The organism is Thermus sp. 2.9 (genome assembly GCF_000794385.1).
Classification (GTDB): domain Bacteria; phylum Deinococcota; class Deinococci; order Deinococcales; family Thermaceae; genus Thermus; species Thermus thalpophilus.
The window spans coordinates 251,655-266,711 of sequence record NZ_JTJB01000003.1 but is presented as its reverse complement, the minus strand read 5'-3'; the positions used below and the strand labels follow the sequence as shown (position 1 = coordinate 266,711).

Genomic DNA, 15,057 nt, shown 5'->3' with positions numbered 1-15,057 from the left:
GCCACACCTCCCCAGACTATACCCTCGGTTCCCGGTAAGCCTCATCTCCGAGGTGGCGCAGGACCACCGGAAGGCTCACCCCCAAGCCGAAAAGAAGGTGCGCTGGGGTTTTCCCCAACCAAGCGGCCAGGAGGGGTACGGCCAGCGCCGTGGCCAACAGGGCAGGGTGGGGCCGGCGGCTTAGGAGGGCAAGGAAGGCGAGGAGGAAAAAAACTCCTAAAAGGAGCCTGGGATCCACGGCGAAAAGGACCCCCAACCCGGGCGCCAGGGCCTTGCCCCCGCGAAAGAGAAGCCACGGGGAAAAAGCGTGCCCCCACACCGCCCCCATGCCCCCCAAAAGCCCCCCCACCGGGCTCCCGGCGATCCCCTCCCCAAGGGCCACGGCAAGGGCTCCCTTGAAGAGGTCTAAGAAGAGGGCCATGAGGCCTGGGATGAGGCTTAGGGCCCCATAGGCGTCCAAAGACCTAGGGGCTCGGCCCCGAAGGGCCCCGAACCAGTAGACTGTCGGAAGCCCACCCAGGACGTACCCCGCAAGGAAGGCCCAAAGCATCAGAGCGCCCGGCGCACCTGCTCCTGTAGGCGCAAAAGCGCCGCCTCCAGGCCCCGAAGCCTAAGGGGGGTGAGGATCTCCTCAAGCCCCGCCCCCCGGTAGAAGGACGGGGGCACGGCCAGGACGGCCTCGGGGGGTTCGCCCTCGAGGCCCTCCTTCAGGATCCCGGCGAAGGCCTTCACCGTGGGGGCCTCGTCGGGGACCATGAAGTGGAGGCGCACCTTCCCCCCCTCCACCTCGGCCTTAAGGAAAAAGGGGGTCTGGCACTCGTGCACCCGCTCCAGCTCCACCCCCTGGGGGGGTGGAGGGACCTTCTTGGCGTAGTCCAAGAGGACCTCGGTCTTGAGCTCCTTGGGGAGGGAACGGATGAGGTCCAAGGCCGCTTGAAGCTTGGAAGGCAGCATGCCCTAAGCTTATCCTCCCTTGGCGGGGGGCTGGGTGGGCCTAAGCTCTATCTCGCTCACCAGGGCCCTTTCCGGCATCTCCAGGGCGAAGAGGATGGCCTTTGCCACGTCCTCGGGAGCGAGCTTCCAGGCCGCACCCGGGGTATTCCCGGCGAAGCCCGTGTCCACCGAGCCCGGCAGGACGTTCACCACCCGCACCCCCTCTTCCCTGAGCTCCAGCATGGCCGCCCCCATGAGGCCCAGAAGCCCGAACTTGCTGGCGTTATAGGCCGCACCCCCCTTGAAGGGGTTCTTCCCCGCCAGGCTCCCCACGTTCACCACCACGCCCCGCGCGCGCTTGAGGGCGGGAAGGGCGGCCTTGAGGCCCAAAAAGGGCCCCACGAGGTTCACATCCAAGACCTCCCGCACCTCCGCCTCGGAAAGCTCGGCGAGGGGCTTCAGGATGCCGATGCCGGCGTTGTTGACGAGGGCAGAAACCCCGCCGAAGGCCTCCTCCAAAGCGGCCACCGCCCTTTCCCAGTCCCCAAGCCGCCGCACGTCCCCGGGAAGGGGCAAGGCCCCTTCCCCAAGCTCTCGGGCCAAGGCCGAAAGCCTCGCTTCGTCCCGGGCGAAAAGCCCCACCCGGTAGCCCTGGGCGTGGAGGAGGCGGGCCGTGGCCTCGCCAATGCCCCGGCTCGCCCCCGAGATGAGCGCCACCCGCATGCCCCTACCTTACCCCAAAGCGCCCCTGGATGTCGGCGAGAACCCCCCTTAGGGACCGCTCCAGGTCCTCCAGGCTTCCCGCGTTCTCCACCACCCAGGTGGCCCGCCTGCGCTTTTCCGCTTCGGGCATCTGCGCCCGCTCCCGGGCCAAAACCTCCTCTGGGCTTAGCCCCGAGCGGGCCACCACCCGCCTAAGGCGCTCCTCCCAAGGGGCCGCCACCAGGAGGGTGCCGTCCAGGCGCGCCTCCCACCCCTTTTCAAAGAGGAGGGGGATTTCCAGGAAAACCAAGGGCGCCTCCAGGCGGGCGAGCTCCGCCTCGAGGAGGCGGCGGATCTCGGGGTGGAGGAGGTCCTCCAGGGCCTTTAACCGCTCGGGGTCGCCGAAGACGAGCCTGCCCAAGGCCCTCCGGTCCAGTTCCTCCCCAAGGAAGGCCTCGGGGAAAAGCCGCTTGAGCTCCTCCTTCTTGTTCTCCCTGGCCCGTTCCGCCAGGAGGTCCAGGTCCAAGACGGGGTAGCCCCATGCCCTAAGGAGGCGGGCCACGGTGCTTTTGCCGCTCCCGATATTGCCGGTAATGCCGATAATGATGGGGTGCTTCGCCTGGTGCGCCATATGGACTTCCCCTTTTATACCCCCAAGGGGGCCTTCCCCGTGGGGGGGGCGGTGCGGGACCTCCTTATGGGCCTGAGGCCCAAGGACCTGGACTACGTGGCCTTGGACCCGGAAAGGGCAGCGAAAGAAGCCCAAGGCCGCCTTGGGGGAAGCCTCTTCCCCTTGGATGCCGCCCGGAGCCACCACCGCCTGGTGGCGGGGGGGCTCACCCTGGACTTCACGCCCTTGGAGGGAGGCCTCGAGGCCGACCTCCTCCGACGGGACTACCGCCTGAACGCCCTCCTTTGGAAGGAGGGCAGGGTCTTTGGCCTCCCCGGGGTGGAGGAGGACCTAAGGAAGCGGGTTTTGGTCCCGGTGCGGGAGGAAAACCTCTACCTGGACCCCTTGCGGAGCCTAAGGGGGGTGCGCCTGGCGGCGAGCCTGGGCCTCGGCCTGCCCCAGGCCACCCGGGAGGCCCTAAGCCGCCACGCCCATTACCTCCAGGCCCATCCCGAGGCCCTCCCGGCGCGGGAAAGGGTGCGGGAGGAGCTGGAAAAACTCCTCCTCTCCCCCCGGGCCGCCTTCGGCCTGGACCTCCTGGCCCGGCTCGGGCTCCTTGCGGTTTACCTCCCCGAGCTCTTCTTCCTCCTGGGCCTCGTCCAGGGGGGCGTCCACCACCTGGACGCCTGGCGGCACACCCTCTCCGTCCTCTCCCACCTCCTTTGGCTCTGGCCCGAGGCCCCCCTCGAGGCCCGCCTCGCCGCCCTCTACCATGACGTGGGGAAGCCCCTCACCCGTCGCTACGATCCCGAGGTGGGGCGGTACCGCTTCCTGGGCCACGCGGAGGTGGGGGCGGAGGTGGCCAAGGCCGCCCTCGCCTGGCTCCGCTTCCCCAAGGCGGTCCAGGAGAAGGCAAGCGCCCTGGTGCGCCGCCACATGGACCGCCCCCCGGAGGAGAAGGGTGCCCTCCGCCGCTTCCTCCTAAAGCGCCAGGACCTCCTCCCCCACCTCCTCTACCTCATGGCGGCGGACCGCCTGGGGGCCAAGGGGGTGGAGGGGGAGGCTTGGGAACTCCTAAGGCGCTTCCAAGAAGCCCTGGCGGAGCCCCTGCCGCAGAGGCCCCTCCTCTCGGGAGAGGAGGTCATGGCCCTCCTGGGCCTGAAGCCTGGGCCCGAGGTGGGGAGGGCCCTCGAGGCCCTCCTCCTGGCCCAGGCGGAGGGAAAGGTGGGCACCCGGGAGGAGGCGGAGGCGTTTCTCCTATATTGGAAGGAGCATGGAAGGCCGGTTTAGGTTGCGCACCCCCGAGATCACCCCCGTGGAGGGAGGCTTCCTCCTCCGCGACCCCTACGGGGTCTACGAAAAGCCCCTGGCCCTCACGGAAGGGGGGCTTCTCCTCCTCTCCCTCATGGAGGGCAGGACCCTGGAGGAGGTGCGGGAGGAGGTGTTCAAGACCCATGGGGTCATCGTGCCCCTAAAGGAGTTGGAGGACCTGGCCAAGGCCCTGGAGGAAGCGGGCCTCCTCCTCACGCCCCAGGTGGAAGCGAGGCTCAAGGAGGAGGAGCAAAAGCTCAAGCGGGAAAGGCCCATGCGCCTCGCCGGGCTTTCTTACCCGCAGGGCGAAAGGGAAGCCCGAGCCTTTTTGGATGCCTTCCGGGCAAGCTTCTTTGGGGAAGCCCCTCCCGCCCAAGTGCTCCTGCTTCCCCACCTGGAGCCGAGCCGGGTGCCCGAAGCCTACGGGGCCGCCCTGGCCGCCCTGGAGAAGACCCCGCCCCCGGAGAGGGTCTACGTGGTGGGAGTGGCCCACAGGCCCCTCATGGAAGGGGCCGCCGCCCTCCCCGTGCCCTTCCACACCCCTTTCGGCCCGGCGGAGCCCGACCTCCCCGCCCTTCAGGCCCTGGACGCCCTCCTGCCCTTTGAGCTCTTCAACACCCCCCTGGCCTTCCGGGAGGAGCACAGCCTGGAGCTTCCCCTCTTCTTCCTCAAGGGGACCTACCCAAAGGCCCGCTTCATCCCCCTCTTGGTGGGGCGGAGGACTTCGGCCTTGGGGGAGGCGCTCCGGGTGGTCCTGGCGGAGCACCCCGGGCTTTTGGCCCTGGCGGTGGACCTCTCCCACGTGGGGCCTAGGTTTGGGGACCCACCCTTTTCCCGCCCCCTGGCGGAGGAGGCGCGGCGGAGGGATGTGGGCTTTTTGGAGCGCCTGGCCCAAGGGGAGCCCCAAGCCGCCCTCGCCCACCTGGGGGCCAACCCCACCCGGGTGGACGCCACCGAGGTGGTGGCGAGCCTAAGCCCTTTGCTCCAGGGGAAAAAGGGCGAGGTCCTGGCCTACCGCCTGGACCTCGAGGCCCCCACCTTAAGCGCCGTGGGGGCGGGCACCTTGGCCTTCCCCTAGCGGCGCCGGCGCCGCCTTCTGGCCCGGCTGTCTAGGGGGCGGGCTTCCCGGCCTTCCTTGGGCGCCCACTCCCCGAAGTACACCGTTTCCACCGTGGCCCGCTCAGGCCGCGTGTCCCGCGCCTTTTCCTTGGGTGGTCCTACCACTTTGCGCATATCCACCTCCTTTCCCATAGCCCCCTTCTTGGGGGCCTCCTCTTCCCGGTAGGGCAGCAGGTCAATCTGCCGAAGCCTGGGGTTGGCGGCGGCGATCACCACCTCCATCTCGTCCCCCAGGCGAATGCGCTTCCCCTTGGGGCCCACAAGGGCGAGGGCCTCCTCGCTATAGGTGTAGGGCCCGAGGGCCTCGAGGCGCACCAGCCCCTCCACCCCATTCTTCAGCATCACGAAGGCCCCGAAGTTCGCCACGCCCGTCACCTTGCCCAAAAAGCGCTCCCCCACATGGAGCTCCGCCCACTTGGCCATGTAGTACTTGGTGAGTTCCCTTTCCGCCGCCTCCGCCTTCCGCTCCATCTCCGAGGCGTGCTCGGCGATGGCGGGAAAGGTTTCCAGCCAGCGGGCCTTCCTGGCCGGGGTGAGGGTGCGGCGAAGGGCCGCCTTCAGCACCCGGTGGACCACCAGGTCGGGATAGCGGCGGATGGGGCTCGTGAAGTGGAGGTAGTGCTCCATGGCCAGGCCGAAGTGGCCCAGGTTCTCCGCGGCGTAGCGGGCCAAGCGCAAGGACCTGAGGACCAGGTTCGCCACCACCGGCTCCTCCGGGCGGCCCTTGGCCTGGAGCAAGGCCCGCTGCAAGGCCTGGGAGGACACCCCCTCGGGCAAGGCGTACCCAAGCCGGGCCAAGGCCAGGCGGAGCTTGCCGTAGGCCTCCTCCAAGGGCTCCTCGTGCACCCGGAAAAGGCCCGGAAGGCCCTTTTTCACCAGGTGCTCCGCCACGGCTTGGTTGGCGAGGAGCATGAGCTCTTCAATGAGGCTCCGCGCCCGGGGCTCCTCCTGGGGGATGAGGTGGGGGGTGCCCGCTTCCACCTCCACCTTCACCTCGGGAAAGCTAAAGTCTAGGGCCCCAGCGGCCAGGCGCTTTTCCCTAAGCCGCCCCGTGAGGTCCAAGAGAAGCCTGAGGTCCTCCGCCAAAAAGGCGTGCGCCTCCGGCAGGCCAAACCCCTCGGCGAAGGCCTCCACCTCCGTGTAGGTGAGGCGGGCCACGCTCCGGATCACCCCCTCGGCGAAGCGGACCCTTCGCACCTTTAAGTCCTCCGTGAGGTCAAAGAGGACGGAAAGGGTGAGGCGGTCCTCCCCTGGCCTCAACGAGCAGACCCCGTTGGAAAGCCTCTCGGGAAGCATGGGCAGGACCCGCCCGGGCAGGTAGACGCTCGTTCCCCGAAGGAAGGCCTCCTGGTCCAGGGCGCTTCCCTCCTTCACGTAGTGGGAAACGTCGGCGATGTGGACGCCCACCCGGTAACCCCGGGGAAGCCTTTCTATGTGGATGGCGTCGTCAAAGTCCTTGGCGTCCACCCCGTCTATGGTGAAGACCCGAAGGGCGCGGAAGTCCTGCCGCCTTTCAAGCTCCGCCTCGGGGATCTCCAAGGGAATGGCCTCCGCCTCCTTTAAGACCTCCTCGGGGAACTCGGCCCGCAGGCCGTACTTGGCGATCACCGCCTCGGTTTCCGTTTCCGGGGCGTCCCCTTCCCCCAGATATTCCAAAAACGTCCCGTAAGGGCGCTTCTCGTAGTGGACCTGGGCCACGATGCGGCTACCCCGCTTGAGGCCCTCTAGCCCCTCGGGAAGAAGCCTAAGCTCGGGCAGGCCCGGCTCGTCGGGAACGAGGACGGCGTAGCCCCGCCGGAAGTCCAAGGTCCCCACCACCCGGTCCCGCGCCCGCTTGATCACCCGCTCCACCACGCCAAAGGGCCTCCCGTCCCGCCCCGGGGGCATGAGGCGGGCCTCCACCACGTCCTCGGGCCAGGCGTCAAGGGTGTACCCAGGGGGGATGAAGAGGTCCTTCTCCGGCAAGCGCACGAAGCCGTACCCGTCCCGGTGAAGGCTAATGGGGCCCACCACCTTTGGGGGGAGAAAGTACTGGCTTCCCCTTTTCTCCAAAAGCCCTTCCCGCACCAAGGCCTTGAGGTAGGCCTTGGCCTCGCGTTTTTCCAGGCCGAAACGCCTGAGGATCTCTTCCAAGCGGTGAGGTTTGCCCGTCTTTTTGAAAAACTCCAGGAGCGTCTCGCGCATTCTAACCCAGGAGGCCCTCCAGGGCCTTCTCCGTGGCCTTTAGGCTCTCGGAGAGGGCCGCCAAGGCCTCATCCACGTGCGCTTTTCCGATGATGAGGGGGGGCTCGAGGCGCACCACCTTGGGGTTGTTAAGGCCAAAGGCGGTGATGACGCCCCGCTCCGCCAGCTCCGCCACCACCAGGGCGCCGATATCGGCGTCGGTGAACTCCATTCCCAGCATGAGCCCCCGGCCCCGCACGTCCTCTATGAGGTGGGGGAACGCCCCTTGCAGGGCCTTGAGGCCTTCCATGAGGTAGCTTCCCACCTCCAGGGCCCTTTGCGGCAGGTTCTCCTCCAGGGTCACCTCAATGGCGGCCAAGGCCGCCGCCGCCGCCAAGGGGTTGCCGCCGAAGGTGGAGGAGTGGTAGAGGGGATTTTGCTTGAAGACCTCAAAGACCTCCCGCCGGCCCAGGCAGGCCCCGATGGGCATAACCCCGCCCCCCAAGGCCTTGGCCAGGGTCATGAGGTCGGGGGAAACCCCCTCCCAGTCCACCCCGAAGAGCTTCCCCGTGCGGCCGAGGCCCGTCTGCACCTCGTCGGCGATCATGAGGACCCCCTTCGTGCGGGTGATCTCCCGCACGCCCCTCAGATACCCCTCCGGGGGCACCCGGATCCCCCCTTCCCCCTGTATGGGCTCCACGATGACCGCGGCGGTGTCCTCGTCTATGGCCGCCTCCAGGGCTTGTAGGTCCCCGTAAGGGACCACCTTGACCCCGGGCACGAGGGGCTTGGCGGGGTCCTGGTACTCCGGCTTGGGGGTGAGGGAAAGCGCCCCCAGGGTCTTACCGTGGAAGCCCCCTTGGGTGGTGACGATCCCGGGCTTGCCCGTGTAGGCCCGGGCCAGCTTGATGGCCGCCTCCACCACCTCGGCCCCGGAGTTGCCGAAGAAGACCATCTCCAGACCCTCCGGGGTGATCTCGGCGAGCCTGGCGGCCAGGCGGGCGGTGGGCTCCGACACCAGGACGCGCACGGACATCGGCATGCGCTTAAGCTGCTCCTCCACCGCCGCCACCACCTTGGGGTGGCGGTGGCCTAGGTTCAGGGTCCCGTAAAGCCCCAAAAAGTCCAGGTAGCGCTTGCCCGTGGTGTCCCAGACGTAGGGGCCTTCGGCGTGGGATTCCACCCGGTCTAGCCCGGTGAAGCGGAGAAGCCCAGCGAGCCCAGGGTTGATGTGGCGTTCAAAGAGGGTGAAAGGGTCCATGCCCAAAATGCTACCCTAAGTGTAGCACACTCAAGGCTTGGTAGAGGTCTTCCGGAATCCGCGCCGCCTTCTCCCCCACCTGGCAGAGGTGCCGGGTGTAGCCTTCCGCCAGGAGGAAGCCTTCCCGCTCCACCCGGTAGACGAAGCGGAGGTCGCGCCGGCTTAGGCCCGCAAGCCGGGTCCTCACCTCCACCACCTCGCCAAAGCGGGCGGGGGCGCGGAAGGTGAGGCCAAGCTCCACCACGGGGAAGTAAACGCCCCGGGCCTCCACCTGGTGGTAGGGAAGGCCGGCCGCCTCTAAAAAGTCCACCCGCGCCGCCTCCAGGTAGACGGCGTACACGGAGTGGTGCACCACCCCCATCTGGTCGGTTTCGGCGTAGCGGACCTTTAGGCGGGTCGTGGTCTCCATGGCAAGAACTCCAGCCGGGGCAGGCGACGCAGGCGCACCCTACCCGCCAAGGCGGCAAGAAGCCTATTTTGGGCGTGCTCCAGAGCGGCCAAGGCCTTTTCCTCCTCGGCGAAGGCCTCCACGTAGATGGTGAGGACCCGCCCGTCGGGGGAAAGCCGCACCGCCTCCACGGTGAGGAGGAAGAGCCTGGGGTCCTCGAGGCCCTGGATGGCCTCCGCCAAGACCCGCTTTAGGCGCTCTTCCAGGTGAGCCCTGCTGTACATGCGCTTAGCTTACTTCCCAGGCGCTTGCCAAAAGGGAGGCTAGCGCCCAAAAAGAGGGCATCCGGGCGCATCCCTTAGATCCTGGAAATCCAGCATGGCGATGTCAAAAAAGCAAGGATGAGCCCCACGCCCTACCCCTGGTCCAGGGCCCGGACCAGGGTGGCGAGCTCCTCGGCCAAGCCCTCCGCCCCCTCTTCCGCCTCCACCATGACCCGCACCAAGGGCTCGGTGCCCGAGGGGCGCACGTTCACCCGGCCCTTGCCCAAAAGCCTGGCCTCCACCTGGGTCAAGGCCTCCTGGAGCCGAGGGTGGCCCACCACCTTGGCCTTGTCCGCCACCTTCACGTTGCGGAGGACCTGGGGGTACAGGGGAAGGGCCTCGTACCAGTCGGCCAGGTCCCCGCCCATGGCCTTCAGGGCCTTTAGCACCATGAGGGCGGTGAAGAGCCCATCCCCCGTGGTGTGGTGGCGGCGGAAGATCACGTGGCCCGAGGGCTCCCCCCCGAGGTGGAGGCCCTTCTCCTTGAGCATCTCCAGCACGTACCGGTCCCCCACCGCCGCCCGGTGGAAGGCGATGCCCTTTTGCCGCAGGGCCACCTCGAGGCCCATGTTGCTCATCACCGTGCCCACCACCCCCTTCTCCCCAAAGGCCAAGGCCGCCAGGTAAAGGACGTGGTCCCCGTGGAAAAGCCGCCCCTTTCGGTCCACGAAGAGGGCCCGGTCCCCGTCCCCGTCAAAGGCCACCCCCAGGTCCAGCCCGAGCTCCACCACGAAGCGGCTTAGGGCCTCCGGGTGGGTGGAGCCGCACCCCTTGTTGATGTTGCGGCCATCAGGGGTGTTGAAGAAGGCCATGACCTCGGCCCCCGCCTTCTGGAAGAGCTTGGGGCCCACCCGGTAGGTGGCCCCGTGGGCGAGGTCCAGGCCCACCTTGAGCCCCGTGAGGTCCGGGGCGTGGGCCAGGAGGAAATCCAGGTACATCCTTTCGGCCTCCCGGAAGTCCCCCACGGTGCCGATGCCCCGGGTGGGGTGGGCTTCCTCCAAAAGGGCCTCTATGGCCTCCTCCGCCTCGTCGGGAAGCTTCTCCCCGGTGGGGCCGAAGAACTTGATGCCGTTGTCCTGGTAAGGGTTGTGGCTCGCCGAGATCATGGCCCCGGCGGTGGCCCCAAGCCGCCTCGTGAGGTGGGCCACCCCCGGGGTGGGAAGCACCCCCAGGTGCTCCACCCGCACCCCTTGGGAGAGGAGCCCCGCCGCCAGGGCCGCCTCCAGGAGGTCGGAGGACTCCCGGGTGTCCTTGGCGAGGAGGACCACCGGCCTCTCCGCCTCCCGGCGGAAGTAGGCCCCCGCCGCCTGGCCTAGCCTCAGGACGAACTCCGGGGTAAGGGGGGGCTTCCCCGCCTCCCCCCGCACCCCGTCGGTGCCGAAGTAGCGCCTCATCCGGCCCACTATACCCCATCCTCGTTTATAATCCCCCCATGGCCGCTCTTCCCTCGCCCACGCCAAGCCCCCTGCGCCAGGGGCTCCTCGCCGCCTGGCCCGTGGCCTTGGGCTACTTCCCCGTGGCTGTGGCCTTCGGCATGGCCGGGGCGGGCGCGGGGCTTGCCCCTTTGGCCGTGCAGCTCCTTTCCCTCCTGGTCTTCGCCGGGGCGAGTCAGTTCGCCTTCCTCGGCCTCCTGGCGGAAGGCGCCTCGCCCTGGCTCGCCGCAGGGGTGGCCCTCCTCCTCAACCTGCGCCACGCCTTTTACGGACCCGCCCTAAGGCCTTACCTGAAGGGCCATCCCCTCCTGGCCTTCTTCCTCACCGACGAGGTCTTCGCCGTAGCCTTAAAGTTCCTTCCCGGCCTGCCCCAAGCCGCCCGCGCCGGGTTTTTCCTGGGCCTGGGCCTCGGCGCTTACCTGGCCTGGAACCTGGGAACCTCCTTGGGCGCCTTCGGCGCCGCGCGGCTCAAGGGGCTTCCCGGGGCGGGGGAGGCCCTTTCCTTCGCCTTGCCCGCCCTCTTTTTGCTCCTCGCCCTGCCCCATTTGCGAAACCCCGTGGCCCTGGGGGCTGGGCTCTTGGCCTTCGCCCTCCACCTCCTGGGCCAGACCGCCTGGGGGCTTGTCCTGGCGGGGGTCTTGGGCTTCTTGTGGAGGCGGCCTTGACCCCCATCCTGGTTCTGGCCCTGGGCACCTTTCTCCTCCGCTACCTGCCCTGGCTGGGGGAAAGGGGCCCTTCCCCGGACCAGGCGGGGCCCGCCTTGGTGGTGGCGCTCTTTTTGGTTTCCGCCTTCGGGCCGCCCCCTTCTTGGCTGTGGGCCAAGACCCTGGCCGCCCTGTGGGTGGTCTTCCTCACCTGGCGGCTTTCCCGCCACCTGGGGCTTAGCGTCCTCCTGGGGATGGCGGCCTACGCCCTTTTCTAGCCCTTGGCGGCAAGCCAATCCTCCCCGATGCCCACCTCCACCTCCAAGGGCACCGCCAGGGGCCAAACGCCCTCCATCACCTCCTTGGCCAAGGCGGCCACCTCCTCCGCCCGCTCCTTGGGGGCCTCCAGCAGGAGCTCGTCGTGCACCTGGAGGAGCATCCGGGCCCCCACCTCCCTAAGTTGCGGGAAGAGCCGCACCATGGCCAGCTTCATCAGGTCGGCGGCGGTGCCCTGCACGGGCATGTTGAAGGCCATGCGCTCCGCCGCCTCCCGCACGCTCTTCACCCGGGCGTTGAGGTCGGGCACGTAGCGCCTGCGGCCGAAAAGGGTTTCCACGTAGCCCCGGGTCCGGCCCTCCTCTAAGGTCTTTTCAATCCAGGCCTTCACCTTGGGGTAGCTTTGGAAGTAGCGCTGAATGAAGGCCGCCGCCTCCTCGTAAGGGATCCCCAGCTCCTGCGAAAGGCGGTGGGCGGACATGCCGTAAAGGACGCCGAAGTTGATGGTCTTGGCCGCCCGGCGCATGAGGGGGTCTATGGCCTCCGCCGACAGGCCGAACATCCAGCTGGCCGTTTGGGTGTGGATGTCCCGGCCCTCCTGGAAGACGCGGATGAGGTTCTCGTCCCCCGAGAGGTGGGCGAGGACCCTAAGCTCAATCTGGCTGTAATCCAAGGCCACCAGGCGCCAGCCCTCCTCCGCCACGAAGGCCTTGCGGATCTTCTGGCCAAGGGGGGTGCGCACGGGGATGTTCTGCAGGTTGGGGTCGGAGCTGGAAAGGCGGCCCGTGGCCGTGGCCGTCTGGTTGAAGCGGGTGTGGAGCCGCCCCGTCTTGGGGTGGACCAAGGCGGGCAGGGGGTCAATGTAGGTACCCTTAAGCTTGGCCAGCTCCCGGTACTGAAGGATCTTGTCCACGATGGGGTGGACCTCCCGCAGGGCCTCCAGCACCGCGGCGCTGGTGGAGCGCTTTCCCGTCTTCTCCGTCTTGCCGATGGGGGGAAGCCCGAGCTCGTCAAAGAGAACCCTTTCCAGCTGGTCGCGGGAGTTCAGGTTGAAGGAATGGCCCGCCAGGCGGAAGACCTCCTCCTCGAGCCGACGCATCTCCGCCGCCACCTCCAGGGAAAGGGCCTCCAGGTAGGCCACGTCCAGCTTGACCCCCGTGGCCTCCATGTGGGCCAGGACCCGGGAGAGGGGCTTTTCCACCTCCTCGTAGAGCCAAAGGAGCCTCTCCTCGCCCTGAAGGCGCCCAAGAAGGTTGGCGTGAAGCCGCTCCGCCAGAAGGGCCCGCTCCCCGGCGTCCTCCGTCCACTCCCCCCCGTAGCGCCGGGCCACGCCCTCTGGGGTGGTGTTGGAGGGGTCCAGGAGGTAGGCGAGGAGCATGGGGTCGTCCGTGGGGGGAAGGTCCAAGCCCTCCCGCAGGGCCACGACGGCGAGGTCCTTAGCCAAAAGCCCCCGCACCTCCTTTAGGCCCCGCAAGGCCCCGTGAGGGTCCTCCGCCCGGTAGACCCGGCCTTGGGCGCTGGCGGCCAGGGCTAAAAGCTCCGCCCACATGGGCTCGGGCCGGGAAAGGCGGTAGCCCAGGAAGGCCCCTTCCGGGGGGGGCCATGGGGCCTCCTCCGCCGGGAGGGGGCTTTCTAAGAGGCCGAACTCGTGGAGGAGGCTTCCAAACTCCAGCCGCTCCAAAAAGGCCTTGAGCCCTTCCCAATCCGGCTCCCGCCGACCTCTGAAGTCCACCTCCAAGGGGAGGTCCGTGCGCACCCGGGAAAGCTCCCGGGAAAGCTTCAGGTCCTCCAGATGGGCCAGGATCTTCTCCCGCACGGAGGCGGGCTTCACCTGGTCCAGGTTCTTGAGGAGATTTTCCAGGCTTCCCCACTCCTTAAGGAGCTTAAGGGCGGTCTTCTCGCCGATCCCCTTCACCCCGGGGATGTTGTCGGACGGGTCGCCGGCCAGGGCGCGGAAGTCCACCCACTGCTCCGGGCGCAGGCCGTACTTCTCCCAAAGCCACTCCGGGGTGATGCGGTGGCCCTCGGGGTGGAGGACGGAGATCCGCGGGGAAAGGAGCTGGAAGAGGTCGCGGTCGGCGGTGAGGATCTGGACCTCGTAGCCTTCCCGTTCCGCTTTTTTGGCCAAGGTGGCCAGGACGTCGTCCGCCTCAAAGCCCGGGACCTCGAGGCGCTCCAAACCCAAAAGGTCCACCAGCTCCTTCATGAGGGCGAGCTGCCGGGGAAAGTCCTCCGGGGTGGGGGCCCGGCCCGCCTTGTAGGCCTCGTAAGCCTCGTGGCGGAAGGAAGGGGCCTTGGCGTCAAAGACCACGATCACCACGTCCCCATCCTCCTTGAGCGCCTTGAGGAGGCTTTTGGCGAAGCCGTAAACCCCTTGCACCGGCTCGCCCCGGCTCGTGGTGAGCCCTTTTAGGGCGAAGAAATTGCGGTAGGCCAGGTGGTGCCCGTCCACCAGGAGCACCCGGCCCTTGGGCTCAAAGAGGGGAAGCATCCCTCACATTCTACGGGCCTTCCCCCGGGTGGCCTCCCGAAGCGCCTCCTCCAGGGAAGGGAGGGCCTCCTTGGGAAGCCGGAGGCGAAGGAGGACCCCTTCGGGGGCGTGGCTTTCCCCCACCACCTTGTCCCGCACCAAGGGGTAGGCCCGGCCGAGCTCGGGGAAGGGGACGAGGAAGGTGGCCTCCACCCACTCCACCCAGGGCACCTTCGTCCCCCGCCTGAGCGCCTCCGCCGCCACCCCCCCGTAGGCCCGCACCAATCCCCCGGCCCCCAGCTTTACACCCCCGAAGTAGCGCACCACCAAGACCACCACCCCGTCTAGCCCTTGGGCCTCGAGGGCGTGGAGGATGGGCTTTCCCGCCGTTCCCGCGGGCTCCCCGTCATCGGAAAAGCGGTAAAGGGGGCCGATTTTGTAGGCGAAGCAGTTGTGGGTGGCCGCCTCTTCCTGGCTCCTTTCTAAGAACGCCCGGGCCTCCGCCTCCGATGCCACCGGGGCCGCCTTGGCGATGAAGCGGCTCTTCTGTATGGTTTCCTCGTACACCACGGGTTCAACCAGGGTCAGGCGCACGGCTCCCCCAAGGCCCTCAAGGCCGCCTCCTCCATCCCCTTGGGGTCGGGGAGGAGGCCGGTCCAGATGCGGAAGGCCAGGGCCCCCTGCCAGGCCAGCATGGGAAGCCCGGTCTGCACCTGTAGCCCCCGGGCCTGGGCCTCCTTTAAAAAGCGGGTCCAAAGGGGCCGGTAGACCAGGTCCACCGCCGCCCCCTCCTCGGGGAGGTACTCCGGGGGCAGGGGGGTAGCCTCGGGCTCGTCCAGGCCCACCCGGGTGGCGTTCACGAGAAGCCTCGCCTTCTTGGCCCACGCCAGGGGCACCGCCTTCAGGCCGAAGGCCTCCGCCAAGGCCTCGGCCCGCTCCGGGGTGCGGTTCCAAACCCAGACCTCCAGGCCCGCCTCCTTTAGCGCCCAGGCCACCCCCCGCCCCGCGCCCCCCGCCCCCAGGACCAGGGCGGGACCCTTTAGGGGGATCCCCCCCGCCTCCAAGGCGGCGAGGAAGCCGGGGGCGTCGGTGTTGAAGCCGAAAAGCCGCCCCTGAAGGTTCAGCACCGTGTTCACCGCCCCGATGGCGCGGGCCTCCGGCGAAACCCAGTCCAAAAGGCCCAAAGCCGCTTCCTTGAGGGGAATGGTGAGGTTCACCCCGCGAAAGTCCCGCCGCACCTCCTCCAAGCGGCGGGGCAAGGCCTCCAAGGGGGTGTCCAGGGCCTCGTAACTCCCCCTTAGCCCCAGGCTTTCCAGGGCGTGGCGGTGCATGGCCGGGGAGAGGGAGTGGGCCACGGGATGGCCCAGGACAGAGAAGCGCAGCATCCTTTTTAGGATAGCCCACACCCGCCCGCCAAGCCCGTA

Annotated in this window: 16 protein-coding genes; 4 read left to right on the top strand and 12 right to left on the bottom strand. The window is 68.2% G+C overall.

What is annotated here, in order from left to right; all coding sequences use genetic code 11:
- Nucleotides 1-16: 16 nt before the first annotated feature.
- Genes QT17_RS02955 through coaE form a run of 4 tightly spaced genes read right to left on the bottom strand, consistent with a single transcriptional unit; the run spans nucleotide 17 to nucleotide 2,266 of the window.
- Nucleotides 17-550 carry a glycerol-3-phosphate acyltransferase gene (locus QT17_RS02955; protein WP_039456048.1) on the bottom strand — a complete coding sequence of 178 codons (534 nt, stop codon included), beginning with the start codon at nucleotides 548-550 and terminating at the stop codon, nucleotides 17-19.
- The gene (locus QT17_RS02950) at nucleotides 550-954 is read right to left on the bottom strand and encodes a SufE family protein (RefSeq protein ID WP_039456046.1); all 405 of its coding nucleotides are present in this window, start codon (nucleotides 952-954) and stop codon (nucleotides 550-552) included. The genes QT17_RS02955 and QT17_RS02950 overlap by 1 nt, the downstream gene beginning before the upstream one ends.
- 9 nt (nucleotides 955-963) lie before the next feature.
- Entirely contained in the window at nucleotides 964-1,656 is a 693-nt protein-coding gene (locus QT17_RS02945) for an SDR family oxidoreductase (protein WP_039456043.1), read from the bottom strand.
- 4 nt (nucleotides 1,657-1,660) lie between these two features.
- Nucleotides 1,661-2,266 (bottom strand): dephospho-CoA kinase, encoded by a 606-nt coding sequence (gene coaE, locus QT17_RS02940; RefSeq protein ID WP_039456041.1) that lies wholly within the window; start codon nucleotides 2,264-2,266, stop codon nucleotides 1,661-1,663.
- Here coaE and QT17_RS02935 point away from each other — a divergent pair, their 5' ends adjacent.
- Both QT17_RS02935 and amrB read left to right on the top strand, forming a co-directional pair.
- A complete protein-coding gene (locus tag QT17_RS02935; protein WP_081995757.1) occupies nucleotides 2,267-3,535 on the top strand; it encodes an HDIG domain-containing metalloprotein in 1,269 nt (422 codons plus the stop codon).
- Nucleotides 3,519-4,634 (top strand): AmmeMemoRadiSam system protein B, encoded by a 1,116-nt coding sequence (amrB, locus tag QT17_RS02930; RefSeq protein ID WP_039456035.1) that lies wholly within the window; start codon nucleotides 3,519-3,521, stop codon nucleotides 4,632-4,634. The genes QT17_RS02935 and amrB overlap by 17 nt, the downstream gene beginning before the upstream one ends.
- Here the strand turns inward: amrB and rnr are convergent.
- From rnr to glmM, 5 genes are all read right to left on the bottom strand, one after another.
- A complete protein-coding gene (gene rnr, locus QT17_RS02925; protein WP_039456032.1) occupies nucleotides 4,631-6,859 on the bottom strand; it encodes a ribonuclease R in 2,229 nt (742 codons plus the stop codon). The genes amrB and rnr overlap by 4 nt on opposite strands.
- Nucleotide 6,860: 1 nt before the next feature.
- Complete coding sequence (locus QT17_RS02920; RefSeq protein ID WP_039456029.1) at nucleotides 6,861-8,105, bottom strand: aspartate aminotransferase family protein; 1,245 nt, start codon at nucleotides 8,103-8,105, stop codon at nucleotides 6,861-6,863.
- Nucleotides 8,106-8,109: 4 nt separating this feature from the next.
- Nucleotides 8,110-8,508 carry a thioesterase family protein gene (locus QT17_RS02915; RefSeq protein ID WP_039456026.1) on the bottom strand — a complete coding sequence of 133 codons (399 nt, stop codon included), beginning with the start codon at nucleotides 8,506-8,508 and terminating at the stop codon, nucleotides 8,110-8,112.
- Nucleotides 8,487-8,771, bottom strand: coding sequence for a ribosome-binding factor A (locus QT17_RS02910; protein WP_039456023.1), 285 nt, complete (start codon nucleotides 8,769-8,771; stop codon nucleotides 8,487-8,489). The genes QT17_RS02915 and QT17_RS02910 overlap by 22 nt, the downstream gene beginning before the upstream one ends.
- Before the next feature lie 131 nt (nucleotides 8,772-8,902).
- Nucleotides 8,903-10,204 carry a phosphoglucosamine mutase gene (gene glmM / locus QT17_RS02905; protein WP_039456020.1) on the bottom strand — a complete coding sequence of 434 codons (1,302 nt, stop codon included), beginning with the start codon at nucleotides 10,202-10,204 and terminating at the stop codon, nucleotides 8,903-8,905.
- A 71-nt stretch (nucleotides 10,205-10,275) separates the two neighbouring features.
- Between glmM and QT17_RS02900 the strand changes: the two genes are divergently transcribed.
- Together QT17_RS02900 and QT17_RS02895 are read left to right on the top strand one after the other, a co-directional pair.
- Nucleotides 10,276-10,908 (top strand): AzlC family ABC transporter permease, encoded by a 633-nt coding sequence (locus tag QT17_RS02900; protein ID WP_039456247.1) that lies wholly within the window; start codon nucleotides 10,276-10,278, stop codon nucleotides 10,906-10,908.
- Entirely contained in the window at nucleotides 10,905-11,165 is a 261-nt protein-coding gene (locus QT17_RS02895) for an AzlD domain-containing protein (RefSeq protein ID WP_039456245.1), read from the top strand. Before QT17_RS02900 ends, QT17_RS02895 begins: the two co-directional genes overlap by 4 nt.
- Here QT17_RS02895 and polA read toward each other — a convergent pair.
- The 3 genes from polA to aroE are packed head-to-tail and all read right to left on the bottom strand — an operon-like array spanning nucleotide 11,162 to nucleotide 15,018.
- On the bottom strand, nucleotides 11,162-13,654 hold the full coding sequence (gene polA, locus QT17_RS02890) for a DNA polymerase I (RefSeq protein ID WP_039456017.1): 2,493 nt from the start codon (nucleotides 13,652-13,654) through the stop codon (nucleotides 11,162-11,164). The genes QT17_RS02895 and polA overlap by 4 nt on opposite strands.
- A gap of 3 nt (nucleotides 13,655-13,657) precedes the next feature.
- Complete coding sequence (locus QT17_RS02885; RefSeq protein WP_152607317.1) at nucleotides 13,658-14,227, bottom strand: YigZ family protein; 570 nt, start codon at nucleotides 14,225-14,227, stop codon at nucleotides 13,658-13,660.
- Nucleotides 14,218-15,018, bottom strand: coding sequence for a shikimate dehydrogenase (aroE, locus tag QT17_RS02880; RefSeq protein ID WP_039456015.1), 801 nt, complete (start codon nucleotides 15,016-15,018; stop codon nucleotides 14,218-14,220). The genes QT17_RS02885 and aroE overlap by 10 nt, the downstream gene beginning before the upstream one ends.
- Nucleotides 15,019-15,057: the final 39 nt, after the last annotated feature.

What these genes read in the sequence shown, in the direction of transcription:
- QT17_RS02955 (WP_039456048.1), bottom strand. Translation starts at nt 550, where the DNA reads ATGCTTTGGGCCTTCCTTGCGGGGTACGTCCTGGGTGGGCTTCCGACA.
- QT17_RS02950 (WP_039456046.1), bottom strand. Translation starts at nt 954, where the DNA reads ATGCTGCCTTCCAAGCTTCAAGCGGCCTTGGACCTCATCCGTTCCCTC.
- QT17_RS02945 (WP_039456043.1), bottom strand. Translation starts at nt 1,656, where the DNA reads ATGCGGGTGGCGCTCATCTCGGGGGCGAGCCGGGGCATTGGCGAGGCC.
- coaE (WP_039456041.1), bottom strand. Translation starts at nt 2,266, where the DNA reads ATGGCGCACCAGGCGAAGCACCCCATCATTATCGGCATTACCGGCAAT.
- QT17_RS02935 (WP_081995757.1), top strand. Translation starts at nt 2,267, where the DNA reads ATGGACTTCCCCTTTTATACCCCCAAGGGGGCCTTCCCCGTGGGGGGG.
- amrB (WP_039456035.1), top strand. Translation starts at nt 3,519, where the DNA reads ATGGAAGGCCGGTTTAGGTTGCGCACCCCCGAGATCACCCCCGTGGAG.
- rnr (WP_039456032.1), bottom strand. Translation starts at nt 6,859, where the DNA reads ATGCGCGAGACGCTCCTGGAGTTTTTCAAAAAGACGGGCAAACCTCAC.
- QT17_RS02915 (WP_039456026.1), bottom strand. Translation starts at nt 8,508, where the DNA reads ATGGAGACCACGACCCGCCTAAAGGTCCGCTACGCCGAAACCGACCAG.
- QT17_RS02910 (WP_039456023.1), bottom strand. Translation starts at nt 8,771, where the DNA reads ATGTACAGCAGGGCTCACCTGGAAGAGCGCCTAAAGCGGGTCTTGGCG.
- glmM (WP_039456020.1), bottom strand. Translation starts at nt 10,204, where the DNA reads ATGAGGCGCTACTTCGGCACCGACGGGGTGCGGGGGGAGGCGGGGAAG.
- polA (WP_039456017.1), bottom strand. Translation starts at nt 13,654, where the DNA reads ATGCTTCCCCTCTTTGAGCCCAAGGGCCGGGTGCTCCTGGTGGACGGG.
- aroE (WP_039456015.1), bottom strand. Translation starts at nt 15,018, where the DNA reads ATGCTGCGCTTCTCTGTCCTGGGCCATCCCGTGGCCCACTCCCTCTCC.